Source organism: Streptomyces sp. NBC_00341, from assembly GCF_041435055.1.
In the GTDB taxonomy this organism is placed as follows: Bacteria; Actinomycetota; Actinomycetes; order Streptomycetales; family Streptomycetaceae; genus Streptomyces.
Map to the genome: position 1 here is coordinate 6,392,061 of NZ_CP108002.1, position 26,272 is coordinate 6,418,332.

The window sequence follows — 26,272 nt, forward strand, 5'->3', positions numbered from 1 at the left end:
GAAGGGCCATGCCGGTCCAGCTTCCCGGATCCGGGTTGTCGGACGCGTATGCGATGCTCGGCTTCGTGGAGACCAGGTCAGTCAGTCCCGTGTTCGTCGGCCGCGCAAATGAACTCACCTCGCTCACCGACGCGCTCGCACGCGCCACCGCGGAGGGCGCCGGCCCGGACGGCTGCGCCTGCGGAGAACCGCAGGCGCTGCTCGTCGGCGGCGAGGCGGGCGTCGGCAAGACCCGTCTGGTCGAGGAGTTCCTCGCGGTGGCGGCCCGCCGAGGGGCCGTCGTCGCCGTGGGCGGCTGCGTGGAGATCGGCGCGGACGGTCTGCCGTACGCCCCGTTCTCCGCGGCCCTGCGCGCCCTGCGCCGCACGCTCCCCGAGGAGATGGCCGCGGCCTGCGCCGGGCAGGAGAGCGAGCTGGCCCGGCTCCTTCCCGAACTGGGCGAACCGGGGCGGGACTCGGCCGACGAGCACGGCACCGCCCGGCTCTTCGAGCTCACCGGCCGACTGCTGGAGCGCATCTCGGCGGAGCGCGCGGTTGTCCTGGTCCTGGAGGACCTGCACTGGTCCGACGCCTCCACCCGGCACCTCCTCGCCTACCTGTTCCGTACGCTGCGCACCGGCCGCCTCGTCGTGGTCGGCACCTACCGGGCCGACGACATCCACCGCCGCCACCCGCTGCGCCCGCTCCTGGCCGAAATGGACCGGCTGCGCACCGTCCGCCGCATCGAGCTCGACCGTTTCAACCGGGCCGAGGTGCGCCGCCAGCTCACCGGCATCCTCGCCGGTACCCCGGAACCCGCCCTGGTGGACGAGATATTCGAGCGCTCCGACGGCAACGCCTTCTTCGTCGAGGAGCTCGCCTGCAGCCTGGAGTGCGGTGACGGCGCCGGAGTCCCCGACTCGCTGCGCGACCTCCTGCTCGTCCGGGTCGAAACGCTCACCGACGACGCCCAGCGGGTCACCCGGGTCGTGGCCGAAGGCGGTTCCACCGTCGAGTACGAACTACTGGCCGCCGTCGCCGGCCTCGCAGAGGACGACCTCATCGAAGCCCTGCGGGGAGCGGTCGGCGCCAATCTGCTGCTCACCACCCCGGAGGGCAACGGCTACCGCTTCCGGCACTCCCTGGTCCGCGAGGCCGTCAGCGACGACCTGCTGCCGGGCGAACGCTCCCGGCTCAACCGCCGTTACGCCGAAGCCCTGGAGGCCGACCCCACCCTCGTCCGCGACGGGGAGCGCGCCACCCGCCTGGCCAGCTACTGGTACGGCGCGCACGACGCGGCCAAGGCGCTGCCCGCCGTACTGAAGGCCTCCGTCGAAGCGCGCCACCGCCACGCCTTCTCCGAGCAGCTGCGACTGCTGGAACGGGCGATGGAACTGTGGGACGACGCCCCGGAAGCGATACGCGGCACGCTGCGGCCCATCGACTACGCCGAGGTCTATCCGGCCTGCGGCTGCGGCTGCGACAGCGCCACCCCGCTGCGGTACCTCGACCTGATGGCGGAGGCGACCGTCGCCGCCCGCTTCGGCAGCGACCGCGAACGGGCCCTCACCCTCTGCAAGAAGGCCCTGCGCATCCTGGAGAGCGAGGACGACGCGCTGCGCGCCGCCTGGTTCTGGGTCCAGCGCTCCCGGCTGGTCCAGGACCTCACCCGGGGCGACGGCTGGGAGGAACTGGCCACCGCGGAGGAGCTCGTCCGCGGACTGCCCCCGTCGGCCGTGCACGCCGACGTCCTGATGAGCGTGGCCGGCTGGGGCGCCCTGCACCGCCCCGGGCCCGATACCCTCGCCGCCGCGGACCGGGCCGTGGAGTACGCCCGGCTGGTCGGTGACGAGTACATCGAGCTGCACGCACGCCTCACCCGGGGCTGGCTGACCGCGGACGCCGGAGACGCCGACGACGGCATCGCGGAGATGTACGCCGTCCGCGACCGGGCCGAGGAGCTCTGCCTGGTCGGCGTCATGGGCCGCGCGAGCATCAACCTCCCCTCGACCCTCGAAGCCATGGGCCGTTCCCTGGAAGCGGTGTCCGCCGCAGATCACGGGATCGAGATCTGCCACAGCCACGGCATCGCCGACACGGAGGCCTGGGTCCGCACCAACCAGGCGATGTCCCTCTTCTCGCTCGGCCACTGGGACGAGGCCCTGGCCACCACGGAGGCCGCCGCCCGGGTGGCGCAGTCCCGCAAGGCCCAGGGCCTGGTCGCCGCCCGTCGCGCCGAAATAGCCCTGGTGCGCGGTGACTTCGACGAGGCCGACCGGCAACTCGCCCTGAACAAGCGAAGCTTCGGCTCACGTGACCCACAGCCCCAGCACTTCATCAACGCCGTGCGCCACACCGTCGTCCTCGCCGTGCAGCAGGGCCGCCTCAGCGAGGCCCGGACCGCCTTCGAGGCCCAGGCGGAGACCGGCTTCCCGACCGGCACCCAGCGCTACGCCCTGCCTCTGCTGCACGCCGTCGCGGCTGCCGAGGCCGATGCCCGCGGCCTGCCCGCCACCGAGCCGGGCCGGCCGGCGAACCTCGCGCTCATCCGCAGCCACCTCAAGCGACTGCCGATGCTCGTCCCCGTGTGGGCGGCCTACGGTCTGCTCGTCGATGCCGAACTGGCCCGCGCAGAGGGCCTCGACACCCCCGACCACTGGTCCCGGGCCGCCAAGGCCTTCGCCCCGCTGCACCGCCCGTACGAGCTGGCCCAGATCCGTCACCGCTGGGCCGAGGCGTTGCTCGTGGCCTCCGGCGACCGCGCCGCGGCCACCGCCCTGCTGCGCGAGGCACACGGTACGTCCCTGCGCCTGGGCGCCCGCCCGCTGACCGAGACCATCGAGCTGCTGGCCGGCCGCGCCCGCATCACCCTCGCCGCCCCAGACGCGCTTCGCGGCCCGGGTTCTGCCACCGGCCCCGGCTCGTGGCCCGGGTTCGGGTCCGGGCCGGAGATCCTGGAGGCGGTCACCGTCCCGGACGGCGACGGCGCCACCGACGAGCAGACCGGCCGCGACCGCTCCGAGGAGCAGCTCCGGGCCGCGGCTGCCGCTGCGGTGGAGTCCTTCGGGCTGACCCGGCGCGAACAGGACGTGCACCGGCTCGTCGCGGACGGCCACACGAACCGCAGGATCGCCGAGGAGCTGTACATCTCGCCCAAGACCGCGAGCGTGCACGTCTCCAACATCCTGGCCAAGCTCGGGGTGGCCAGCCGGGGCGAGGCCGCCGCGCTCGCCCACCGGCTCCGCCTCTACCGCACACCCACGGGCTCCTGAGGACTGGGGACTGGGGAGTGGGGAGTGGGGAGTGGGACTGAGGAGTGGGACTGAGGACTGGGGCCGTGGGGGACGGCGAGGGGCAGGCGGCTGTCCGGCAGCTCTCGGCGGGCGCGGCGAGGCCGCGGACAGCTCCACCGCTCAGCCGCGCTCCCCGGCGCCTGCGTCCCCGGTGCCTGCGTCCCCGGGTTCCGCGTCCTCGGGTGCTGCCCCGGGCGCTGTGTCCCCGGTCTCCGGCCGACGGACCACCACCTTGCCCGAGGTGAGGTCTATCGGGCCGCGCGCCGGGTCACCGATGCCGAGATCCACCCGGCTCAGCTCCAGCCGCCGCTGTTCCTCGGCAGCGTGCTTGCGACCGGGTGCGAAGAGTTCCTCGAAGAAGTTGAACACGGGCCGCGCACCCTTCCGCCTGCTGTAGCCGCTACCGCACCTCAAGCACCAGGATCTTGTCGTCTCCCGGCTTCGGGGTGCCACGGGTGTCCGTCTCGCTCGTGACGAGATAGACCTTGTTGCCGCCCGCCGCCAGCACCGTGCGCAGACGGCCGTACTTCCCCTTCAGGAACGACTGCGGGGCCGCCAGAGGTTCCTTGCTCTCGTCACCGGACAGCGGAATCCGCCAGAGCCGCTCACCCCGCAGACCGGCCATCCAGATGGAACCCTTGGCGTAGGCGATGCCGCTCGGGGACGCCTCGGACGTCTTCCACTGTGCCACGGGGTCGAGGAAACCCTTCTCGCCCGCCTTGCCCTCGGCGTCCGGCCAGCCGTAGTTCCCACCTGGCACGATCCGGTTCAGCTCGTCCCAGGTGTCCTGCCCGAATTCGGATGCCCACAGCTGCTTGTGGCTGTCCCAGGCGAGGCCCTGCACATTGCGGTGACCGTACGAATACACCACGGAGTCGGCCTGCGGATTGCCGTGCAGGGGCTCGCCGTCCGGCGTCATCCGAAGGATCTTGCCGGCCAGTGACTTCTTGTCCTGCGCGTAGCCGTGATCCCCCGTCTCGCCCGTCCCCGCGTACAGCATGTGGTCCGGGCCGAAGGCGATCCGTCCCCCGTTGTGGATGGAGCCCTTCGGGATGCCCCGAAGGATGGTGTCGGGAGCGCCCAGCAGCTGACCGGGTGTCGTTCCCTTCTCGTCGTAGAGCATGCGGGCGATGCGGTTGTCCGAGGCGGTGGTGAAGTACGCGTACACCAGATGGTCCGTGCCGAAGGTGGGGGAGACCGCGATCCCCAGCAGCCCGCCCTCCCCGTCGGGAGCCACCCCGGGCACGGCGCCCAGCAGCGTCTTCTTCCCGCTCTTCGCGTCCACCCGGGTGATCGTCCCCTTGTCGCGCGAGGACACCAGGAGGTCACCGTCCGGCAGGGCCGTGAGGCCCCACGGCGAGTCCAGCCCCGCCGTGAGGGTCGACACCACCTTCACCGAGCCCTTCGCGGGCGGCAGATCGGCCGCCGGACGCGAGGCGGACGGTGAGGACGAGGCCGACGCGCTCGATCCGGTCTTCCGGGAACCGGTCGGCGAGCTCGCGCCCTGGCCCGCCGCGCTCTCCGCCCCCTCCTGCGACGAGCACCCCGCGGCGAGCAGCAGTGCGCCGCCTGCCAGCAGAGCCACCGCCCCACGCCGCACCCCGGCCCCCGCGCTCAGCCGTGCCGTACTCAGCCGTGCCGTACTCAGCCGCGCTGTACTCAGCCGCGCGAGGCGGCCACTCCCCTGAGGCGTCGTGTGACTCCCCATCGGGTCCTGCCCAGATCCGATCACCGCACCGATCCCTTCGACGGCCGCCTGTCTACTGTTCTTACACCGCGGCCCGCCCCGAGGTTCCCGATGACGGCCGACTTTCTCGATCAGGGATCACAGATCGGATATTCAGCGGCCGGAGATCACGGACCAGCGGTTCGCCCGCCCGTGGTTCCGTCCGCCCGCCCACACGTCCGCCCGCCCACACGTCCGCCCGCCCGCCCGTGCACCCGCGCTCAGTCCCACGACTCCCGCGCCGGCGGCAGCCGGTCGATCTCCGTCAGGTCCTGCGCCGTCAGCGTCAGACCGGCCGCCCCCGCGTTCTCCACGGCCCAGCGCTCCCGCTTGGTCCCGGGCACCGGAACCACCTGCGGTCCCTGCCGCAGCGTCCAGGCCAGCGCCACCTGCGCGGGCGTCGCCCCGTGCCGCTCCGCCACCCGCCGCAGCCCGACCACCACCGGCTGGTTCGCCGCCATCATCTCGGCGGTGAACCGGGGGTGCCGGGCCCGCAGATCCTCCGGCTCGAAACCCTGCCCCGGCGTGAGCGTCCCGGTCAGATACCCGTTGCCCAGCGGCATCGCCGCAAGGAATCCCACACCCCGCGCCGCACACCACGGCAGCAGCGACTCCAGCGCCTGGGGCGACCACACCGAGAGCTCCGCCTGCACCGCGCTCACCGGAAAGACCTGCTGCACCCGTTCCAGCTGCCGGATCGTTCCGTCGTGCAGTCGCGCACCCGGCCGGCGCGAGGCCCGCGCCCCGATCGCGCACAGCCCCAGCGCCCGGACCTTCCCGGCGGCCACCAGCTCCGCCATGGCGCCCCAGGTCTCCTCGACCGGCACCTCCGGATCGGCCCGGTGCAGTTGGTACAGATCGATCACATCGGTCTGCAGCCGGCGCAGCGAGGCGTCGCAGGCCCGCCGGACATAGCCGGGCCTGCCGTTGGCCACGATGTGCTGATCGCCGACAAGCAGTCCGCACTTGGTGGAGACGAAGGCCTCGGAGCGGCGCCCCTTCAGCGCCCGCCCCAGCAGCAGCTCATTGGTGAACGGGCCGTACATGTCGGCCGTGTCGAGCACCTGGACGCCCGCGTCGAGCGCCGCGTGCACCGCGCGCAGGGCGTCGTCGCCACGCTGCCGCGAGGCGTCGTACGCCCAGCTCATCGGCATGCAGCCGAGACCGACCGCGCCCACGGCGAGCGCCGCCGCGCCGAGACTCCTGCGCTCCAACTCCCCGCACCCTTCCTCGGCCCCGCCGGCACGGGGCCACACTCCGCACCCACAAACTAACCTCTGCTCCCCGCGCGCCGTCGCATAGCCTCCTGACCATGACTTCCACCATGAATTCCACCGAGGCCCCCGATGTGTGGCTGCCGATCGAGGCCGACGGGATCGAAGGGCTTCCCGAGGGTCTCAACTACCGTTTCTGGAACGGCGGGCAGGACTACCCGGCCGACCCCGCGCACTGCGCGTTCTATGTCGTTCCGTACATGAAGGGGCCAAAGGTCGCGGTCCGTCCGCTCGCCGGGATGAGCTCGGTACGGGTCGTGCAGACGCTTTCCGCGGGCATCGACCATGTCGAGCCGGGGCTCGGCCTGCTGCCCGCCGGTGTGCGGCTGTGCAACGCCAAGGGGGTCCACGAAGCGTCCACCGCCGAGCTGACGCTCGCCCTGATCCTCGCCTCCCTGCGCGGCTTCCCCGGCTTCGTGCACGGCCAGGACAACGAGGAGTGGCGGTCCGGTTTCTACCCGGCGCTCGCCGACAAGTCGGTGCTGATCGTGGGGTACGGATCGATCGGCTCCGCGATAGAGGACCGGCTCGCACCCTTCGAGTGCGCGCGGGTGGCGCGCGTCGCACGCTCTGCGCGGACCACCGCACGCGGGCCCGTACATACGCTCGACGACCTGCCCGCACTGTTGCCCGAGGCCGACATCGTGATTCTGTCCACCCCGCTGAACCCCTCCACACAAGGGCTGGTGGGCGCGGACTTCCTCGCGGCGATGCGGGACGGGGCGCTGCTGGTGAACGTCGCCCGCGGCGGTGTCGTCGACACCAAGGCCCTGCTGTCCGAACTCGAGTCCGGCCGGCTGCACGCCGCACTCGATGTCACGGACCCGGAACCGCTCCCTTCCGGCCATCCCCTCTGGCATGCTCCGAACGTCCTGATCACTCCTCATGTGGGCGGCAGCACCTCGGCGTTCCTGCCCAGGGCCAAGCGTCTGATCGCCGGACAGCTCAGCCGCTTCGCCGCGGGGGAGCCGGTCCACAACGTCGTACGCACCACCGGCTGAACACGCAGCGAGCACGTTCCGCGGCACTCCGTGGCGACAAGTCCCCAGGTCGTCACGGAGAGTAGAGGAACTATGTCCCTGTGTGACGAGTCTGGTGTATCGTCCCGAAAGGGAGGCTGCGCCGTGGAAGGGACGGCGCCGGGGAGGAAGCCACACGCGAGGGGGCGACGGGCGATGTACGGCCGATGGGCGAACGATCCGACACGGCGGGGTGACCACAGACGCCCGGCGGCGCGTCCGGTGCGCCGGCGCCGCGGCCGTCCGCAGACCGCGGGAGCACCCCGGTGAGCGCGCCTGCGAGCACCCGCGGAGCGCTCCTGGCCCGGCGGTCGGCCCTCGGCAGGACGCCCGCCCTCCTGCCTCAGCTCCTCCTCGGCCTCGCCTGCGCCGGATACGCGGTGGGCGCGGGGCTGGGCTGGGGCTCGGTGCGGATGGCGCTCTTCATGGGCGACTTCGGCCTCAGCACCGCCGCCCTGGCCGCCGCCGTCTCCTGCTTCCTCTTCGCCCGCGCGGCGGACAACCGGTTCCGGCCGGCCTGGCTGCTGTTCTCGTTCTCCTCGCTGATGGCCGCCGGGGGCAACGCGGTCTGGGGGTGGTACGAGTTCGTGCGCGGGCTCCCGGTGCCCAGCCCCTCCCTCGCGGACCTCTTCTACCTCTGCTTCGCGCCGCCCGCGATCGTCGGACTGCTCGTCCTCGCCAAGCGCCCCGTCACCCGGGCCGGCTGGGTCTGCCTGGCACTCGACGCCTGGCTGATCGGCGGATCGCTCCTCACGCTCTCCTGGAGCCTCGCCCTCGCCCACACGGCGCATCTGGCGGACGTCGAGGGCGCCAGCGTGGCGAGGGCGGCGCTCTCGCTGGCCTACCCACTGCTCGACATCGTGCTGGTCTCCATGGTCCTCGCGCTGCACTTCCGGCGCTCCAGCGTCAACCGGGCCGCGGTGAACACGGCGATCGCCGCGCTCGCCCTGACCGTGCTGTGCGACGCCCTGTTCACCTCGCCGCTGCTGCGCCAGACGTACCACTCGGGGCAGTTGCTCGACGCGGGCTGGTTCGCCGGTTCGCTGCTCCTCGCCTACGCCCCCTGGGGTGCGGGCCGCGCGGAGGACAACGCTGTCCAGGAGCGGCCCGTACCCCGGACCACCAGCCGCCCCATCGCCGGTTCGCTGGCCGCGCTGACGCCCTATCTCGCCGCCGCCGTCTGCACCCTGGGCATCCTCTACAACGTCATCGAGGGCCGCAGGGTGGACCGGGTGGTGGTCTTCACCGGCTGCACGGTGGTGCTCGCACTGGTCGTCCGGCAGGGCATCATGCTCGTCGACAACATCGCTCTCACCCAGGAACTGGCCCAGAAGGAGAACCACTTCCGCTCCCTGGTGCAGGGCTCCAGCGACGTCATCATGATCGCCGCCCCGACCGGCATACTCCGCTACGTCAGCCCCGCCGCCTCCGGCGTCTACGGGCGCGAGGCCGACGACCTCGTCGGTGCCGAGCTCTCCTCGATCATCCACCCCGACGACCTGGGCGCCGTGGTGCACGAGGTGCGCCGCTTCCTCGCCGCCCCGCCGGCAGAGGAGCCCACCACCCGTATCGAGTGCCGCTTCAGGTCCGGCAGCGGCGAATGGCTGAACGTCGAGTCCACCGTCAACCGCCACCAGGGCGGGCTGATCCTCAACAGCCGCGACGTCACCGAACGGGTCCGGCTGCAGGCCCAGTTGCAGCACAACGCAGAGCACGACCCGCTCACCGACCTGCCCAACCGCGCACTCTTCACCGACCGGGTCCGCCGCACCCTCAGCGGCCGCCGGTCCGGTGACGCGGGCACCGCCGTCCTCTTCATCGACCTGGACGGCTTCAAGGCGGCCAACGACCGGCTCGGCCACCAGGCGGGCGACGAGCTCCTCATCCAGGCCGCCCGCCGCCTCCAGGACTCCGTACGGGCCGGGGACACCGCCGCCCGGCTCGGCGGTGACGAGTTCGCCGCCCTCATCGTCGGGGACGGCAGCCGCGAGCAGACCGCCCGCGAGTACCAGGTCCACGAGATCGCCGACCGACTGCGCCTCACCCTCTCCCGGCCCTACCGGATCGGCGCCGGAGAGGTCCGGGTCACCGCCTCCATCGGCGTCGCCTTCGCGGAACCGGCCATCACCCCCACTGACCTCATGCGCAACGCGGACCTCGCCATGTACCGCGCCAAGGCGGGCGGCAAGGACCGCGTCGAGCTGTACGCCCCGCAGATGCAGGCCGAGGTGGTCCGCCGCTCCGAACTCGCCGCCCGGCTGCGCACCGCCCTGCGGGACGGCGAGTTCGCGCTCCTCCACCAGCCCGTGGTGCATCTGACCAGCGGTACGGTCGCCGCCGTCGCCGCACAGGCCCGCTGGCGCTCCGCCCAGGGCATCCTGTTCACCCCCGCCGAGTTCCTCCGCGTCGCCGAGGACAGCGACCGCACCGCCGAGCTGGGCCGCTGGCTCCTCGAAGAGGCCGTCGAGCAGGCCGCGGACCGGGCCCGCGCCGGACACCAGGTCTCCGTCGCCGTCCGGCTCTCCGCCCGCCGGCTGCTCGACAAGGGGATGCCCTTCGGCTCCGTCGAGGCACTGCTCACCCGCTACGGGCTGCCGTCGGGGGCGCTGATGATCGAGGTCTCCGACAGTGACCCGAGAGTCTCCTTCGACGAACTCGAACAGCGGCTGGTGGCCCTGCGCCGGCTCGGCGTGCGGATCGCGCTCGACGGCTTCGGCAGCGGCTACGCCGCGATCAACGCCCTGCGCCGGCTCCCCATCGACGTACTGAAACTGGACCGCGGCCTGGTCGAGGGCGTCGTCGAGTCCGCCCGGCTGCACAAGATCACCAGCGGGCTGCTGCGGATCGCCTGCGACCTCGGCATGCAGTCCGTGGCCGACGGCGTCGACGTACCGGAACAGGTCCTCGCCCTGCGCGCCATGGGCTGTACGCACGGCCAGGGCATGGCCTTCTCCGGGCCGCTGGACGAGTACCGGCTGCGCCGCGCCCTGGTCCGCGGTGAGTTCCCGGTGCCCGGCGGCAGCGCCGTGCAGCCGGTCCTGGCGGGCGGCTCGATCCCGCTCCTCACCGGATCACATACTGAGACGCCCGTCCCACCCACTTGACACGTCGAGTGCGTCGGAGAGAGGGTCAATGCCATGCGCACCCGAATTCTCGTACTTGGAAAGCGCGTCGGCTGAAGCAGGGTCCCTCACTGACACTCTGCAGACCGCACCGGCGCGCTCCCCTCGCTTGCCTCACGGCACGAGGGGTTTTTTGTTGCACCGGTACCACGCAAAACGTCGTAAAACACTCGCAAAAACCCTCAGCTTCGAGAAGAGAATGCCGATGACCGAGCAGGCCACCGGGGCCCACCATCCCCAGCCGCGAGCCCGTACCGGCGGATCGCCCTCCGCCGCCGTTGAGCACCTCACGGGCGCGCAGTCCCTGATTCGTTCTCTTGAGGAAGTCGGGGCCGACACGGTATTCGGCCTCCCCGGCGGCTGCATTCTCCCGGCGTACGACCCGCTGATGGACTCCACCCGGGTCCGCCACGTCCTGGTCCGCCACGAGCAGGGCGCGGGCCACGCGGCCACCGGCTACGCACAGGCCACCGGCAAGGTCGGTGTCTGCATCGTCACCTCCGGGCCCGGTGCCACCAACCTCGTCACCCCGATCGCCGACGCGGCCATGGACTCCGTGCCCATGGTCGCGATCACCGGCCAGGTGGCCTCCGCCGCCATCGGTACGGACGCCTTCCAGGAAGCCGACATCTGCGGCATCACCATGCCGATCACGAAACACAACTTCCTGGTCACCCGCTCCGAGGACATCGCGCACACGATCGCCGAGGCCTTCCACATCGCGTCCACCGGCCGCCCCGGACCGGTCCTCGTCGACATCGCCAAGGACGCGCTGCAGTCGAAGACCACGTTCTCCTGGCCGCCGCAGATGGACCTGCCGGGCTACCGCCCGGTGACCAAGCCGCACGCCAAGCAGATCCGTGAGGCCGCCAAGCTCATCACTCAGGCCAAGCGCCCGGTGCTGTACGTGGGCGGCGGCGTCATGAAGGCCGGAGCCACCGCCGAACTGAAGGTCCTGGCAGAGCTCACCGGCGCGCCCGTCACCACCACCCTGATGGCGCTCGGCTCCTTCCCCGACAGCCACCCGCAGCACGTGGGAATGCCCGGCATGCACGGTTCGGTCACCGCCGTCACCGCGCTGCAGAAGGCCGACCTGATCGTCGCCCTGGGAGCCCGCTTCGACGACCGCGTCACCGGCAAGCTGGACAGCTTCGCCCCGTACGCCAAGATCGTGCACGCCGACATCGACCCCGCCGAGATCGGCAAGAACCGCGCCGCCGACGTGCCGATCGTCGGGGACGCCCGCGAGGTCATCGCCGATCTCGTCCAGGCGGTCCAGGCCGAGCACACCGAGGGCAACACCGGCGACTACGCCGCCTGGTGGAAGGACCTCAACCGGTGGCGTGACACCTACCCGGTCGGCTACGACCTGCCGGACGACGGCAGCCTCTCGCCGCAGCAGGTCATCGAGCGGATCGGCGAACTCGCCCCGGAGGGAACGATCTTCGCGGCGGGCGTCGGCCAGCACCAGATGTGGGCCTCGCACTTCATCAAGTACGAGCAGCCCGCCACCTGGCTGAACTCGGGCGGTGCCGGAACGATGGGGTACGCGGTGCCGGCGGCGATGGGGGCGAAGGCCGGGATGCCGGACCGTACGGTGTGGGCGATCGACGGTGACGGCTGCTTCCAGATGACCAATCAGGAGCTCACCACCTGCGCGCTCAACAACATCCCGATCAAGGTCGCGATCATCAACAACGGCGCGCTCGGGATGGTCCGCCAGTGGCAGACCCTCTTCTACAACCAGCGGTACTCCAACACCGTGCTGCACTCCGGCGCCGACACCGACGGCAACGCGGCGAAGGGCACCCGGGTGCCCGACTTCGTCAAGCTGTCCGAGGCCATGGGCTGCTACGCGATCCGCTGCGAGGACCCGGCCGACCTGGACAAGGTCATCGCCGAGGCCAACTCGATCAACGACCGCCCCGTCGTGGTGGACTTCATCGTCCACGAGGACGCGATGGTGTGGCCGATGGTCGCCGCCGGCACCTCCAACGACGAGGTCATGGCCGCCCGCGGCGTCCGCCCCGACTTCGGCGACAACGAAGACGACTGAGAGACAGAGAGAGACCGACTTCATGTCCACCAAGCACACGCTCTCCGTCCTGGTCGAGAACAAGCCCGGTGTCCTCGCCCGGATCACCGCCCTGTTCTCCCGCCGCGGCTTCAACATCGACTCGCTCGCGGTCGGTACCACCGAACATCCCGACATCTCCCGCATCACCATTGTGGTCAATGTCGAGGGCCTGCCCCTGGAGCAGGTGACCAAGCAGCTCAACAAGCTGGTCAACGTCCTGAAGATCGTCGAACTCGAGCCCGCCGCTGCGATCCAGCGCGAGCTCGTCCTGGTGAAGGTCCGCGCCGACAGCGAGACCCGTTCCCAGATCGTCGAGATCGTCCAGCTGTTCCGCGCCAAGACCGTGGACGTCTCCCCGGAGGCCGTCACGATCGAGGCGACCGGCGGAGCCGACAAGCTGGAGGCGATGCTCAAGATGCTGGAGCAGTACGGCATCAAGGAACTCGTCCAGTCCGGCACCATCGCCATAGGCCGCGGCGCGCGCTCGATCACCGACCGGTCGCTGCGCGCCCTCGACCGCACGGCGTAGCCGCCGCCTCGCCGCTCGTATGGCGAGACCCGAAAACGTAACTGACGCACCCCGCCGTACGGTGGGACGCAACACCTGCACACCAAGGAGAAGACCCAGTGGCCGAGCTGTTCTACGACGACGATGCCGACCTGTCCATCATCCAGGGCCGCAAGGTCGCGGTCCTCGGTTACGGCAGCCAGGGCCACGCCCACGCGCTGTCGCTGCGCGACTCGGGTGTCGACGTCCGTGTCGGTCTGCACGAGGGCTCCAAGTCCAAGGCCAAGGCCGAGGAGCAGGGCCTGCGCGTGGTGACCCCCGCCGAGGCGTCCGCCGAGGCCGACGTCATCATGATCCTGGTTCCGGACCCGATCCAGGCCCAGGTCTACGAGGAGTCCGTCAAGGACAACCTCAAGGACGGCGACGCGCTGTTCTTCGGCCACGGCCTGAACATCCGCTTCGACTTCATCAAGCCGCCGGCCAACGTCGACGTCTGCATGGTCGCCCCGAAGGGTCCGGGTCACCTGGTCCGCCGCCAGTACGAGGAGGGCCGCGGCGTTCCGTGCATCGTGGCCGTCGAGCAGGACGCCACGGGCAAGGGCCTGGAGCTGGCGCTCTCGTACGCCAAGGGCATCGGCGGCACCCGCGCCGGCGTCATCAAGACCACGTTCACCGAGGAGACCGAGACCGACCTCTTCGGCGAGCAGGCTGTTCTCTGTGGTGGCACCGCCGCCCTGGTGAAGGCCGGTTTCGAGACGCTGACCGAGGCCGGCTACCAGCCGGAGATCGCGTACTTCGAGTGCCTGCACGAGCTGAAGCTCATCGTGGACCTCATGTACGAGGGCGGCCTGGACAAGATGCGCTGGTCGATCTCGGAGACCGCCGAGTGGGGCGACTACGTCACCGGACCGCGCATCATCACGGCCGACACCAAGGCCGAGATGAAGAAGGTCCTCGCCGAGATCCAGGACGGCACCTTCGCCAAGGCCTGGATGGCGGAGTACCACAACGGTCTGCCCAAGTACAACGAGTACAAGAAGGCCGACAGCGATCACCTGCTGGAGACCACGGGCCGTGAGCTCCGCAAGCTCATGAGCTGGGTCAACGACGACGACGCGTAACACCGATGCCTCAGGGGCGGGTTCCCGGACCCGCCCCTGAGGCATCAGCCCTGCTTCACCGCTGGAAGAGGCGGCGTCGTACGTGTGTACAAGTCGTCCAGCCTCATGTGGGTGATCCTTCCAACGGGGCGCAGTATGCGTCGTCGCGCATGACTACACTTCTTCACACATACACGCGTCAGGCCCACAGTGTCGTGCGTCTTCCACGCGGCAAGCCCCTCCACCGCCTGCGGCCGTCGGGACGGCCGTCCGCACTGGACCTGTGAGGACTCACGTGAGCTCGAAACCTGTCGTACTCATCGCTGAAGAGCTGTCGCCCGCCACGGTGGACGCCCTGGGCCCGGACTTCGAGATCCGGCACTGCAACGGCGCGGACCGCGCCGAGCTTCTCCCCGCGATCGTCGATGTCGACGCCATCCTGGTGCGCTCCGCCACCAAGGTCGACGCCGAGGCCATCGCCGCCGCGAAGAAGCTGAAGGTCGTCGCCCGCGCGGGTGTCGGTCTGGACAACGTCGATGTCTCCTCGGCCACCAAGGCCGGTGTGATGGTCGTGAACGCGCCGACCTCCAACATCGTCACCGCCGCCGAGCTCGCCTGCGGTCTGCTGGTCGCCACCGCGCGCCACATCCCCCAGGCCAACACCGCCCTCAAGAACGGCGAGTGGAAGCGCTCCAAGTACACCGGCGTCGAGCTGAGCGAGAAGACCCTCGGTGTCGTCGGCCTCGGCCGCATCGGCGTCCTGGTCGCCCAGCGCATGTCGGCCTTCGGCATGAAGATCGTCGCGTTCGACCCCTACGTGCAGCCCGCGCGCGCCGCGCAGATGGGCGTCAAGCTCCTCTCGCTGGACGAGCTGCTCGAGGTCTCCGACTTCATCACCGTGCACCTCCCCAAGACCCCGGAGACGCTCGGCCTGATCGGTGACGAGGCGCTGCACAAGGTGAAGCCCTCGGTGCGGATCGTCAACGCCGCCCGCGGTGGCATCGTCGACGAGGAGGCGCTCGCCTCCGCCCTCAAGGAGGGCCGCGTCGCCGGCGCCGGCCTCGACGTGTACACCAAGGAGCCCTGCACGGACTCCCCGCTGTTCCAGTTCGACCAGGTCGTCTGCACCCCGCACCTCGGCGCCTCCACCGACGAGGCCCAGGAGAAGGCGGGCATCGCGGTCGCCAAGTCGGTGCGCCTCGCGCTCGCCGGCGAGCTCGTACCGGACGCGGTCAACGTCCAGGGCGGCGTGATCGCGGAGGACGTCCGTCCCGGACTGCCGCTCGCCGAGAAGCTCGGCCGGATCTTCACCGCGCTCGCGGGCGAGGTCGCGGCCCGCCTCGACGTCGAGGTGTACGGCGAGATCACCCAGCACGACGTCAAGGTGCTCGAACTCTCCGCGCTCAAGGGCGTCTTCGAGGACGTCGTCGACGAGACCGTCTCGTACGTGAACGCCCCGCTGTTCGCGCAGGAGCGCGGTGTCGAGGTCCGCCTCACCACCAGCTCCGAGTCGCCCGACCACCGCAACGTGGTCACCGTGCGCGGCACGCTCTCCAGTGGCGAGGAGATCGCGGTGTCCGGCACGCTGGCCGGTCCCAAGCACCTCCAGAAGATCGTCGCGATCGGCGACCACGACGTGGACCTGGCGCTGGCCGACCACATGGTCGTCCTGCGGTACGACGACCGCCCCGGCGTCGTCGGCGCGGTCGGCAAGATCCTCGGTGAGGCCGGTCTGAACATCGCGGGCATGCAGGTCTCGCGCGCAGATGTGGGCGGCGAGGCGCTGGTCGTCCTCACCGTCGACGACGACGTCCCGCAGTCGGTCCTCACCGAGATCTCGGCCGAGATCGGCGCGGCCTCGGCCCGCTCGGTGAACCTCACGGACTGAGCCGTCCCGCAACCCCCGTACCCGGCATCTAGACGCGCGTCTTACACGAACGTCTGCATGCCGGGTACGCTGCTGTCATGGGACATCGTGAGGATCTGCTCGAAGGCGCCAAGCGCTGCCTGCTGGAGAAGGGGTACGCCCGGACGACGGCACGCGACATCGTGGCCGCCTCCGGGACGAACCTCGCCTCCATCGGCTACCACTACGGCTCCAAAGAGGCCCTGCTCAACCTCGCCTTCATCAAGGTGACGGAGGACTGGGGCGACGTGCTGACCAAGGAGAACGACGAGACCGGGCCCGAGGCCCCGGCCGACGTGCCGGCCGCCCCGCTCGACCAGTTCTACGAGACCTGGGAACGGGTGATCGGGAGCTACGAGCAGACCCGGTCCGTCTGGCAGCTCCAGATGGAGGTCATCTCGCGGATCGACTCCGACCCCGAGCTGCAGAAGGCCCTCGCGGGCCCGCAGCGGGAGGGCCGCGACGGACTCGCCGAGAACATGCTGGGCATCGACCCCGAGGCGGAGCCGGACAAGGCCCGGGTGGCCGGCCTCTTCTGCCAGGCGCTGCTCGCCGGTGTCATGGTCCAGTGGCTGATGGACCGTGACAGCGCCCCGTCGGCGCGGGACCTGACGGAGGGCCTGAAGGCGGTCCTGGCCGGACGGGCGTAGGCGGGGGCGGGGTGGGGGCGCCGCGCCCCGTGCGGATTGCCCCGCTCCGGGGCGCGGGGTTCCGTCCTCAATCGCCGGACGGGCTTTGGTGCGGGTGCTCCGCGTTGCGGGGTGCGCCTGCCCGGTGGGTGGGGGGTGGTGCCCCTCCGGGGCGTCTCCTCGGAAATGGCGTGTTCACCCGGGTACGTGAGGGACCCGGGTCGTACGCCATTTCCTGCGGGGACTCCCCTGCACGTCCCCACCCCTGCGTCAGTCGCGTCTGCACACCGGCGGAGCTGCTGTCGCAGACGCGCGGCGGCCGGGTTCGGGGGCGTGCAGGGGAGTCCCCGCAGGACGACGAACACAGACCCGGGTACGCAATGCGGACCCGCCGCACGTTCGTCGTTTGAGGAGACGCCCCGGAGGGACCCCGGACCCCCACCCACCGGGCAGGCGTACCCCACAACGCGGAGCACCCGCACCCCTCAGAGCCTGGACGCCTTCAGCGCCATGTGCAGCAGCAGCCGGTCCTCGCCGTCGTTCAGGTCCAGGCCGGTGAGCTGCTGGACCCGGGAGAGCCGGTAGTACAGCGTCTGGCGGTGGATGCCCAGTTCACCGGCGGTCCGGGACGCCTGGCCCGCGCAGTCCAGGAACACCTCCGCGGTGCGGGCCAGGTCCCGGTGCGCCGGAGTGAGCAGCGGGCGGACCGTGGGGTCGGGTGGCTGCTCGGGGGCGAGTGCGGTCAGCAGGCGGTAGGGGCCGATGGCCGACCACTGGGCGACCGGGCCGAACCGGGTCTCCGCCGCTGCCGCCCGGTTCGCGGCGGACGCCTCGGCCCAGGCGTCGGCCAGCTCCGCCAGGCCCCGGCGCGGCACCGCGATTCCGGCGGTGGCGGTGGCGCCCGCGGTGGCGCGCAGCCGGTCGGCGGCGGTGAGCGCCGGGTCGAGGACCTCGGGGGAGCGGAGCCTGACCAGCGCGGCCAGTGCCGGAGTGCCCGCCGCGTCGGCGGACGGGGCGCCGGACAGGGCCGCCGTGGACGGCACCGTGCGGGCCGAGGGCGGGTCCTCCGTCCAGGGGGTCACGCACACCACGGTGTGCAGCCCCTCGGCGTCCGGGCCGAGCGCCTCGCTGAGCGCGGCCACCGCCATCTCGCGCTGCCAGCCGCGCGCCGCCGTGATGACCGCGCCGAACTCTCGGGACAGGTCGGTGCCCGCCCGCGCCTCGTCGGAGAGCAGCGCGCCGATCCGGGCCGCCACCTCCATCGCCGCGTCCAGCTGCCGGTCGGTCGGCCCGGGGTCGGCGTCCAGCAGCCATACGTAGCCGAGGACCACACCCCGATGGCGTACCGGAAGGCAGATCCGGTCCCGGTTGACGCCGGCCTCCGGGGCGGCCGGGATGCGGACGGGGCCGGTGGCGTGGGTGATGCCGAAGTTCTCGAACCAGGCGCGGACCGCCGGGGTGGAGCGGCGGGTCAGGATCGAGCGGGTGCGGACCGGGTCCATCGCCGTGTCGTCGTCGCTGTCGTGGGCGCCGAAGGCGACCAGGCCGAAGTCCCGGTTCTCCAGCGTCGCGGGGGCGCCGAGCAGCCCGGAGATCTCGTCGACCAGCTCCTGGTAATCGCCCTTCACCCGGCCATTCTCGCACCCCTTCAGACATATGTCTGAGATCCAGGGCACGGATGCGTGACAGCTGTCGATGGCCCGGCGTCGGGGAGATCCATAGATTTGACGGTGGTTCTCCGTGCTGTACCGCTTATGTTCGTCATAGAGCAGCGGTACGGCTTTCGTCCGTACTTTCCGTGGAGGTGCCCCGTGCTGGGTCCCGTGATTCTCGCCGCGTCACGCAGCGACAAGATGCGCCGTTTCATCTCGGCAGCCCCGGGCACCAAGCAGGTCGTCGGCCGGTTCATCGCCGGTGAGACGGTCGAGCAGGTCGTCCCGATCATCGAGGACGCCGCAGGCAAGGGCCTCGAAGTCACCATGGACGTGGTCGGTGAGGACATCACCACGCCCGAGCAGGCCGCCGCCGCCCGCGACGCGTACCTGGAGCTGGTCGGCCGGCTGAAGGACCTCGGTCTGGGCACGAAGGCCGAGATGTCCGTGAAGCTCTCCATGTTCGGCCAGGCGCTGGACGGGGGCCACGAGCTGGCGCTCGCCAACGTCCGCCCGGTCGTCGAGGCCGCCGCCGAGATCGGCACCACGGTCACCCTGGACGCCGAGGACCACACCACCCTCGACTCGATGTTCGCCATCCACGAGGAGCTGCGGAAGGACTACCCGCAGACCGGATGCGTCATCCAGGCCTACCTCTTCCGTACCGAGGAGGACGCGCGCCGCCTCGCCGCCGCGGGCAGCCGGGTACGCATCGTGAAGGGCGCCTACAAGGAGCCCGCCTCCGTCGCGTACCAGGAGAAGGCCGAGATCGACAAGGCGTACGTCCGCATCCTGCGGACGCTGATGGACGGCGAGGGCTACCCGATGATCGGGTCCCACGACCCGCGTCTGATAGCCATCGCCCAGGAGCTGGGCCGCAAGGCCGGGCGCAAGCTGGACGAGTACGAGTTCCAGATGCTGTACGGCATCCGCAGCGAGGAGCACATCCGGCTCGCGGCCGAGGGCCACCGGATGCGCGTCTACACCGCATACGGCACCGACTGGTACGGCTACTTCATGCGCCGCCTCGCGGAGAAGCCGGCCAACCTGCTGTTCTTCGGCCGCTCCATCCTCACCAAGGGCTGAGCCCCCTCCCCCTCCCTACCTAAGGAGCAACGGAACTCATGGACGCTGTGACCCAGGTCCCCGCGCCGGTCAACGAGCCGGTTCACTCCTACGCCCCGGGCTCCCCGGAGCGCGCCCGCCTGGAGGCCAAGCTCAAGGAGCTCAGCCAGAACCCGATCGACCTGCCGATGACCATCGGCGGCGAGAAGCGGATGGGCGGCGGCGAGCGCTTCGACGTCGTGCAGCCCCACAACCACAAGGCCGTCATCGGGACCTTCGCGGGCGCCACGGAGCAGGACGCGAAGGACGCGGTCGACGCCGCCCTCGCCGCCGCTCCGGCCTGGCGCGCGATGTCCTTCGACGACCGCGCGGCCATCATCCTGCGCGCCGCCGAGCTGCTCTCCGGCCCCTGGCGCGAGACGCTGGCCGCCTCGACGATGCTCGGCCAGGGCAAGACCGCCCAGCAGGCCGAGATCGACTGCCCCTGTGAGCTCGTCGACTTCTGGCGCTTCAACGTGCACTACGCGCGCCAGATCCTGGCCGAGCAGCCCCCGGCGAACTCCCCGGGCGTGTGGAACCGCATGGACCACCGCCCGCTGGAGGGCTTCGTCTACGCGATCACGCCGTTCAACTTCTCGGCGATCGCGGGCAACCTGCCCACCGCCCCCGCCCTCATGGGCAACGTCGTGGTGTGGAAGCCGTCCCCGACGCAGACCCACGCCGCCGTGCTGCTGATGCAGCTCCTGGAGGAGGCCGGTCTCCCCAAGGGCGTCATCAACCTGGTGACGGGCGACGGCATCGCCGTCTCCGAGGTGGCCCTGAACCACCGCGACCTGGCCGGTATCCACTTCACCGGCTCGACCCCCACCTTCCAGCACCTGTGGAAGACGGTCGGCAACAACATCGCCAACTACCGCACCTACCCGCGGCTCGTCGGTGAGACCGGCGGCAAGGACTTCGTCGTCGCGCACCCGTCGGCAGACCAGGCGATCCTGAAGACCGCGCTGACCCGCGGCTCCTTCGAGTACCAGGGCCAGAAGTGCTCCGCGTCCTCGCGGGCGTACGTCCCGGCCTCCATCTGGAACTCCGGTTTCAAGGAGAAGTTCGCGGCCGAGGTCGACTCCATCACCATGGGCGACGTCACGGACCTGTCGCACTTCATGGGCGCCGTCATCGACGACCGCTCGTTCGCGAAGAACAAGGCCGCCATCGACCGCGCCGCGGCCGACCCGGCGTGCACGATCATCGCGGGCGGCACGTACGACGACTCGGTGGGCTACTTCGTCCGCCCGACCGTCATCGAGTGCAGCGACCCCGAGAACGAGGTCTTCACGACCGAGTACTTCGGCCCGATCCTCGCCGTGCACGTCTACGAGGACGAGAAGTACGACGCGATGCTGGAGCAGATGGAGTCGGTCTCCGACTACGCGCTGACCGGTTCCGTCATCGCGGGCGACCGCGCCGCGGCCGCGGCCACGATGGAGAAGCTGCGGTACGCCGCGGGCAACTTCTACATCAACGACAAGTCGACCGGTGCCGTCGTCGGCCAGCAGCCCTTCGGCGGTGGCCGTGCCTCGGGTACGAACGACAAGGCGGGCGCCCCGCAGAACCTCCAGCGCTGGACCCTGACCCGGGCCATCAAGGAGACGCTGGTCCCGCCGACCGAGTACACCTACCCGCACCAGGGCTGACGCCCAGGGGCTCCGCCCCGCCACGAACTCCGCCTCCCGACCGGTTCCCCTGCCGGCCGGGAGGCGGTTTCCATGTCGGCCGGGCCGGGTTCAGCTCCAGCCGTGCACGATCAGCGAGAGCCCCACCGCGAACCCGCCGCCCAGCAGGACCAGGAAGCGGCCGTAGTGGCGGCGGTGGCGGCGCAGCAGCAGCCCGAACCCGGCGAGGCCGAGGCCGACCGTGAGCGTGCGCGAGCCGCGGGCCGCCGCGGACGCGCCGAGCCACTCGGCCGCCGGGACCCCGGCGCGCCCGGCCTCCGCGCCGTACACCTTGAACGGGACGCCGTTCCACGGCTGGTGGCGCACCGCGGACGCACCCTCCAGCGCCAGTTCGTGCCGGACCTCCGCGCGCATCCGGTCCGTGGTCAGCGGCGCGGGCAACTGGACCCCGGCCGAGGCCAGTTGCAGGGCGAGAAGGCCACCGGCCAGGCTGCCCGCGAGCGCGCCCAGCGACATCTTCAGCGCCGCCCGGGGCGCCGCCACGCACACCGCGCCCAGCAGCAGCTCCGGCATCAGCGGCCAGCTCAGCGCCTCCGCGAACGCCCAGCAGAACGCCAGCGGCAGCCCCCACCGCGAGGTGACCACGGCCGCCACCCGCCGCCGGGTCACCGAGTCCCGCAGCGGCTCCGTCGCCGTCCGGCTCTGCAGCGCCCGCACCGCGTCACGGGCCTGCTCCGGGGTGACCGCCGGCGCCAGTGGTTCGCCGACCGTCACCCGTACCAGCGAGGAGCGCAGCCGCCCGTGCTTGGGCAGCAGCCGGTCCGTGCCGGCGATCCCCACCGGCACGACCGGCACCCCCGCCTCCTCGGCCAGCACCAGTGCACCCCGGTGGAAGGAGCCCATCTCGCCGTCCCTGGCCCGGGTGCCCTCGGGGAACAGCACGACCGCCCGGCCCCCGCGCAGTTCACCGGCCATGGAGAGCAGATCGTCCATCCCGCCGCCGCCCCGCCGCACCGGGAACCCGGCTGCCAGCCTGCGGCAGATCCGGCGCCGCCACGGGGAGGCGAACCAGTAGTCCGCCGCCGCCCCGATCGCCGGGCCGTGCCGGGCGTCGAGCGCCGCGAGGAGGGCGGCCGTATCGGCGTGCGAGGAGTGGTTGGCGACCACCACACAGCCGCCCCTGGGCAGCCGGCCGCGCCGCTCGACCCCGCCGGTGAGGCTGAGGACGGTCCACCACAGAGCGCGCCTCAGCACGGCGGTGCATCGGGAGCGTACCGGGAGCACGGCCTGTGCGGGCGTGCGCGTGAGGGTGTTCATCAGGTCATCACCGTCGCCAGGAGAAGGGCCACGAGCAGGGAGTCGATCCGGTCGAGGAGGCCGCCGAAACCGGGCAGCCAGCTGCCCGCGTCCTTCACCCCCGACTCGCGTTTGACCATGGATTCGACCAGGTCGCCCAGGACGCAGCCGCCGGTCACCGCCGCCCACAGCGGCAGGCTGAACCCGCCCAGTACGAGCAGGAGTCCGGCCGTCGCGGCGGCCGCGCCGAGGACGCCCGCCCAGGTCTTGTTGGGGGAGAGCGGCGACAGCGGCCGGGCGAGCGGACCGCGCCGGCCCAGTGCCGTACCGCCGCACCAGGCGCCGACATCGCCGAGCGCCACCGCGAGGCCCACGGTGACCGCGGTCGCGCCGAGCGTCACCAGGCCGGTCAGCGCGACCGGGATCCACAGCAGCCCGAAGGCGGTACGGGCGCTGCGGGTGAATCCGGTCCGGTCGTCCCCGCCCAGCACCGAGGGCAGCGCGGCGGCGACCGGCAGCAGCGCCGCCGCCCGCAGGTCCAGGAGGTGGGGCGCGAGCCAGGCCAGCGCGGGCAGCACGAGCGCGGCGGCCACCAGCACCACGTGGTCACCGCGCCGCAGCCCCGCCATCCGGACGAACTCGCTCGCCGCGACCACTCCGAGCCCGGCGGCCAGCGCGTACGTACCGCCGCCGCCCAGCAGGTAGGACCCGAGGAAGACGGGTGCGACCAGCGCCCAGGTCCGCCACCGCCTGCGCAGCTCCGCCCGCATCCGCAGTTTCGAGGGCAGGACGGCGACGGCCGCGCCGCCCGCGCCGAGCACGCCCGCGACCAGCGGCACGGCGCGCGCCGCCGCCTCCTCCGCGATCAGTACGGCGCTCATGCCGTCTCCCGCCACAGGCCGGCCAGCCGGAGCCCGGCGGTGAGCAGCGAACCGGCCGCGATCACGGTCAGGACGGGCACGGCCCAGCCGCTCGCTGCGGCGACCACGACGAGCAGGCAGCGTTCGGTCTTGCCGACCGGGCCGCCGTTGCGCCGGAGTGCTCCCGCCGCCGCCCCGGCCAGCGACACCCAGGACGGCAGGGTGGCCGCGAGGCCGGTGAGGGCCACCAGCCACAGCGGGGCGAGGGTGAGGAAGCCGGCCAGCACGACGAGGTCGGCGACCCGGTCGCCCAGCTCGTTCAGGACCGCGCCGCGCCGGGTCGTGCGGCCCGTGTCGCGGGCCAGTGCCCCGTCCAGGTTGGCGAAGGCGAGCCGGGCCGCGAGCAGCACGGCGACCGGCAGTGCGGCGGGGCCGGCGGGCAGCCAGGCCAGTGCGGCGGCGGCGCCTGCCGCCGCGATGACGCCGGCCGCGGTGACGGTGTCGGGCGACACCTCGTGGTGGACCAGCGAGGCACGGACACCGGAGAGCCGGTTCGCGTACCAGGGCTTCAGAGCGTAGAGGCCGTTCATGGGTTCAACTGTTGTGCGTCGCACGTCACTTCGACACGGCGTGCGTACTCATGTGCGGGCTGAGTACGTGATGGGTGCGGGCGGATGTTGCCGCCTCAGTCGCCGGGCCGGTCCGACAGACGGATCAGCATCTTGCCGGTGTTCTCGCCGCGCAGCATGCCGAGGAAACCGTCCACGGTCCGTTCGATCCCGTCGACGACCGTGATGTCCGGGGTGATCCGGCCGCTCTGCAGATGCGGTACCAGGAGCTCCTCCAACTCGCCCTGCGCGTCGCGGTGGTTGCGGACCAGGACGCCTTCGAGACGCAGGCTCTTCTCGACCACGTCGTAGAGGTTGCGCGGGGCGGCGGGCGGCCGGGCGGCCGAGTGGTACTGGGCGATGGCGCCGACCCAGGCGATCCGGCCGTGCTCCCGCAGCACCGAGATGGCGCCCGAAAGATGGTCTCCGCCCACGCTGTCCACGGCGGCGTCGATCCCGTCCGGTGCCGCCTTCGCCAGCAGCTCGGCGACCGGCCCGTCGTGGTAGTCGAAGGCCGCGTCGAAGCCGAGATCCGCCGTGAGCCGGGCGGCCTTCGCGGCCGATCCCGTGCTGCCGATGATCCGCCCGGCACCCAGCAGCCGGGCGATGCGGCCCGTGGCGGTGCCGACCCCGCCCGCGGCGGCCGAGACGAACAGGTCCTGGCCCGCCCGGAACTCCAGGGTGCGGGTAAGGGCGACATAGGCGGTCAGCCCCGTGCCGCCGAGGACCGAGAGGTGAGCGGCCAGTGGCACCCCGTCGTACGAAGGGAGCTTGCGGGTGCCGAAGACACCGGCCGTGACCAGGGCGTGGGTGCGCCAGCCGTGCCGGTGGAAGACGAGATCGCCCTCGGCCAGGCCGGGGTCACGGGAGGCGACGACCCGGCCGGTCGCGCGGCCCTCCAGCGGGGTGTTCAGCTCCCATCCGGTGTCCATCTCCTCGCGGTGGTACGGGTCGACGGAGAGCTGGATGTTCTCCACCAGCGCCTGCCCGGGGCCGGGTACGGGGACCGGCGAGTCGACCAGGGAGAAGAGGTCCGGGGTGGGGAACCCGGAGGGGCGGGCGGTCAGCTGGAACGTGCGGGCCGTGCGGGTCGTCGTCATGGGCACGACCGTAGGAAGGAATCGATCGGCCGGGCAGTGGGTTGCGTCGATGGAAACGCCTTTTCCATGAATGGCGTTCATGCAACCAGGGGGCCCCGCGCGATGACCGATCTGACCCCGCACGAGCTGCGGATCATTGCCGCGGTCGAGAGCACCGGAAGTTTCTCCGGAGCCGCGGCGAGACTGGGTATGACGCAGTCCGCCGTCTCCCACGCCGTCCGCACCTGCGAGAGCAGGATCGGGGCGGTGCTCTTCGACCGCGGCCGCAAGGGCGCCGTGCCCACCCCGGCGGGCGTGACCGCGGTGGCGTACGCCCGTCGCGTCCTGCGGCTGCTGGAGCTGATGGGTGCCGAGGTGCGGGGAGCGGCGGCCGCTACCGAGGGGGGCGCCGCGGTGGCCGGCCCGCTGCGGATCGTCGCGTTCCGCAGCGCCGCCCTGCATCTGCTGCCGCCCGCCCTGGAGCGGCTCAGGGCCCGCCACCCGGGGATCGAGCCGGTGGTGCGGGTGGTGCGGGAGCTGGGACGGGGCACGGCGGGCGAGGTGCTGGACGGGCGGGCCGATCTGGGGATCGCGACGATCGGGGCCGGCTCCCCGATCCCCGGGGAACTGGTCGGGGGAGTGCTGCTGGAGGAGGAGTACGCCCTCGTGCACCCGGCAGGGCATCCGGCGCCGCGGACGCTCCCGCTGCTCGACTGGGCGGAGAGCTGCACGTCCTACACCCGCGACTGGTGGTCCGCGCAGGACTGGATCCCGCGCGCGACGATGGAGGCCGAGGACGACGGAGCGGTGCTCTCGATGGTGTCCCGTGGTCTCGGCATGGCGATCATGCCCGGACTGTCCCTCGAAGGAGCACCGGACACGGTGGCGATCACCGCTCTCGGACCGGAGCGCCCGACCCGCTCCGTGGGCTACGTCACTACCCCTGAGCTGGCACGATCGCTCGCCGTCCGGGCTCTCATCCGGGAGCTGCGGGCCGGCTGAGCCGAACCCCCGTCTCAGATAGTAGGAAGTCCGAGTAATTGTGGAGACAGAACGGCCCGGCTGCCCTAGCTTTGTAGGAGCCGAACGTCTCGCTGGAACCAGCGACTGGCGTTGTGAGTGCGTGCCCCGATGCAGGTAACCCCTGCGGCATCCGCTCCCGCCCCTTCCGGCGCCTCGAAATCAACGATCTCGAAATCACCGTTCACGAAGTTCGATCTCGAAATCCTCGCGATCTCAAGGAGTCGATCCACCATGGCCGAGACCACTGTCCGCCGCGTCCGTCACGCCCACCGCCCGACCGAGTCGGAGCGCCGGAACGCCGCCGCCGCCCTCCAGCGTGCCCTTGACCGCAGGGACAACGGCGGCTCCACCGGTCACTGACCGGGCCCGCCGGGGCCCGGCCGTGA

General features: G+C 71.6%; 20 protein-coding genes. 12 read left to right on the forward strand and 8 right to left on the reverse strand.

From position 1 onward, the window contains the following. Window positions 1-53 precede the first annotated feature (53 nt). Complete coding sequence (locus OG892_RS28905) at window positions 54-3,251, forward strand: AAA family ATPase (protein ID WP_371631710.1); 3,198 nt, start codon at window positions 54-56, stop codon at window positions 3,249-3,251. Between the two features lie 141 nt (window positions 3,252-3,392). On the opposite strand, the gene OG892_RS28910 is transcribed toward OG892_RS28905, so the two are convergent. The 3 genes from OG892_RS28910 to OG892_RS28920 form a co-directional block, all read right to left on the reverse strand. Then, a complete protein-coding gene (locus tag OG892_RS28910) occupies window positions 3,393-3,641 on the reverse strand; it encodes a DUF6191 domain-containing protein (protein ID WP_073738661.1) in 249 nt (82 codons plus the stop codon). A 31-nt stretch (window positions 3,642-3,672) separates the two neighbouring features. After that, on the reverse strand, window positions 3,673-4,857 hold the full coding sequence (locus OG892_RS28915) for a sorbosone dehydrogenase family protein (RefSeq protein WP_371630664.1): 1,185 nt from the start codon (window positions 4,855-4,857) through the stop codon (window positions 3,673-3,675). A gap of 362 nt (window positions 4,858-5,219) precedes the next feature. Further along, on the reverse strand, window positions 5,220-6,212 hold the full coding sequence (locus OG892_RS28920) for an aldo/keto reductase (protein WP_073738663.1): 993 nt from the start codon (window positions 6,210-6,212) through the stop codon (window positions 5,220-5,222). A 98-nt stretch (window positions 6,213-6,310) separates the two neighbouring features. Between OG892_RS28920 and OG892_RS28925 the strand changes: the two genes are divergently transcribed. The 7 genes from OG892_RS28925 to OG892_RS28955 all read left to right on the forward strand — a co-directional run bounded on the left by OG892_RS28925 (window position 6,311) and on the right by OG892_RS28955 (window position 16,654). Beyond that, window positions 6,311-7,273, forward strand: coding sequence for a 2-hydroxyacid dehydrogenase (locus OG892_RS28925; RefSeq protein WP_371630665.1), 963 nt, complete (start codon window positions 6,311-6,313; stop codon window positions 7,271-7,273). 284 nt (window positions 7,274-7,557) lie between these two features. After that, window positions 7,558-10,395 (forward strand): EAL domain-containing protein, encoded by a 2,838-nt coding sequence (locus OG892_RS28930; protein WP_073738665.1) that lies wholly within the window; start codon window positions 7,558-7,560, stop codon window positions 10,393-10,395. 217 nt (window positions 10,396-10,612) lie between these two features. Further along, window positions 10,613-12,469 carry an acetolactate synthase large subunit gene (locus OG892_RS28935; RefSeq protein WP_073738666.1) on the forward strand — a complete coding sequence of 619 codons (1,857 nt, stop codon included), beginning with the start codon at window positions 10,613-10,615 and terminating at the stop codon, window positions 12,467-12,469. Between the two features lie 22 nt (window positions 12,470-12,491). Next, on the forward strand, window positions 12,492-13,019 hold the full coding sequence (ilvN, locus tag OG892_RS28940) for an acetolactate synthase small subunit (RefSeq protein ID WP_073738667.1): 528 nt from the start codon (window positions 12,492-12,494) through the stop codon (window positions 13,017-13,019). 98 nt (window positions 13,020-13,117) lie between these two features. Further along, the gene (ilvC, locus tag OG892_RS28945; RefSeq protein WP_073738668.1) at window positions 13,118-14,119 is read left to right on the forward strand and encodes a ketol-acid reductoisomerase; all 1,002 of its coding nucleotides are present in this window, start codon (window positions 13,118-13,120) and stop codon (window positions 14,117-14,119) included. A 274-nt stretch (window positions 14,120-14,393) separates the two neighbouring features. Continuing rightward, a complete protein-coding gene (gene serA, locus OG892_RS28950) occupies window positions 14,394-15,986 on the forward strand; it encodes a phosphoglycerate dehydrogenase (RefSeq protein WP_328865312.1) in 1,593 nt (530 codons plus the stop codon). A 77-nt stretch (window positions 15,987-16,063) separates the two neighbouring features. Continuing rightward, a complete protein-coding gene (locus OG892_RS28955) occupies window positions 16,064-16,654 on the forward strand; it encodes a TetR/AcrR family transcriptional regulator (RefSeq protein WP_371630666.1) in 591 nt (196 codons plus the stop codon). A gap of 464 nt (window positions 16,655-17,118) precedes the next feature. Here the strand turns inward: OG892_RS28955 and OG892_RS28960 are convergent, their stop codons facing one another. Continuing rightward, window positions 17,119-18,261, reverse strand: a complete 1,143-nt coding sequence (locus OG892_RS28960) for a CdaR family transcriptional regulator (RefSeq protein WP_073738671.1) — start codon at window positions 18,259-18,261, stop codon at window positions 17,119-17,121. A 183-nt stretch (window positions 18,262-18,444) separates the two neighbouring features. Between OG892_RS28960 and OG892_RS28965 the strand changes: the two genes are divergently transcribed. After that, complete coding sequence (locus OG892_RS28965) at window positions 18,445-19,371, forward strand: proline dehydrogenase family protein (protein WP_073738672.1); 927 nt, start codon at window positions 18,445-18,447, stop codon at window positions 19,369-19,371. Window positions 19,372-19,409: 38 nt separating this feature from the next. Next, on the forward strand, window positions 19,410-21,041 hold the full coding sequence (gene pruA, locus OG892_RS28970) for an L-glutamate gamma-semialdehyde dehydrogenase (protein WP_073738673.1): 1,632 nt from the start codon (window positions 19,410-19,412) through the stop codon (window positions 21,039-21,041). A gap of 90 nt (window positions 21,042-21,131) precedes the next feature. Here the strand turns inward: pruA and OG892_RS28975 are convergent, their stop codons facing one another. From OG892_RS28975 to OG892_RS28990, 4 genes are all read right to left on the reverse strand, one after another. Continuing rightward, window positions 21,132-22,337 (reverse strand): lysophospholipid acyltransferase family protein, encoded by a 1,206-nt coding sequence (locus tag OG892_RS28975; protein WP_371630667.1) that lies wholly within the window; start codon window positions 22,335-22,337, stop codon window positions 21,132-21,134. Next, window positions 22,337-23,197, reverse strand: a complete 861-nt coding sequence (locus tag OG892_RS28980) for a phosphatidate cytidylyltransferase (protein WP_073738674.1) — start codon at window positions 23,195-23,197, stop codon at window positions 22,337-22,339. Before OG892_RS28980 ends, OG892_RS28975 begins: the two co-directional genes overlap by 1 nt. Then, on the reverse strand, window positions 23,194-23,766 hold the full coding sequence (locus OG892_RS28985; RefSeq protein WP_371630668.1) for a CDP-alcohol phosphatidyltransferase family protein: 573 nt from the start codon (window positions 23,764-23,766) through the stop codon (window positions 23,194-23,196). Before OG892_RS28985 ends, OG892_RS28980 begins: the two co-directional genes overlap by 4 nt. Before the next feature lie 95 nt (window positions 23,767-23,861). Further along, complete coding sequence (locus tag OG892_RS28990; protein ID WP_371630669.1) at window positions 23,862-24,884, reverse strand: NADP-dependent oxidoreductase; 1,023 nt, start codon at window positions 24,882-24,884, stop codon at window positions 23,862-23,864. Window positions 24,885-24,986: 102 nt separating this feature from the next. On the opposite strand from OG892_RS28990, the gene OG892_RS28995 reads away from it, so the two are divergent. Continuing rightward, entirely contained in the window at window positions 24,987-25,865 is an 879-nt protein-coding gene (locus OG892_RS28995; RefSeq protein WP_371630670.1) for a LysR family transcriptional regulator, read from the forward strand. A 252-nt stretch (window positions 25,866-26,117) separates the two neighbouring features. Beyond that, a complete protein-coding gene (locus OG892_RS29000; protein ID WP_274535172.1) occupies window positions 26,118-26,246 on the forward strand; it encodes a hypothetical protein in 129 nt (42 codons plus the stop codon). Window positions 26,247-26,272 lie beyond the last annotated feature (26 nt).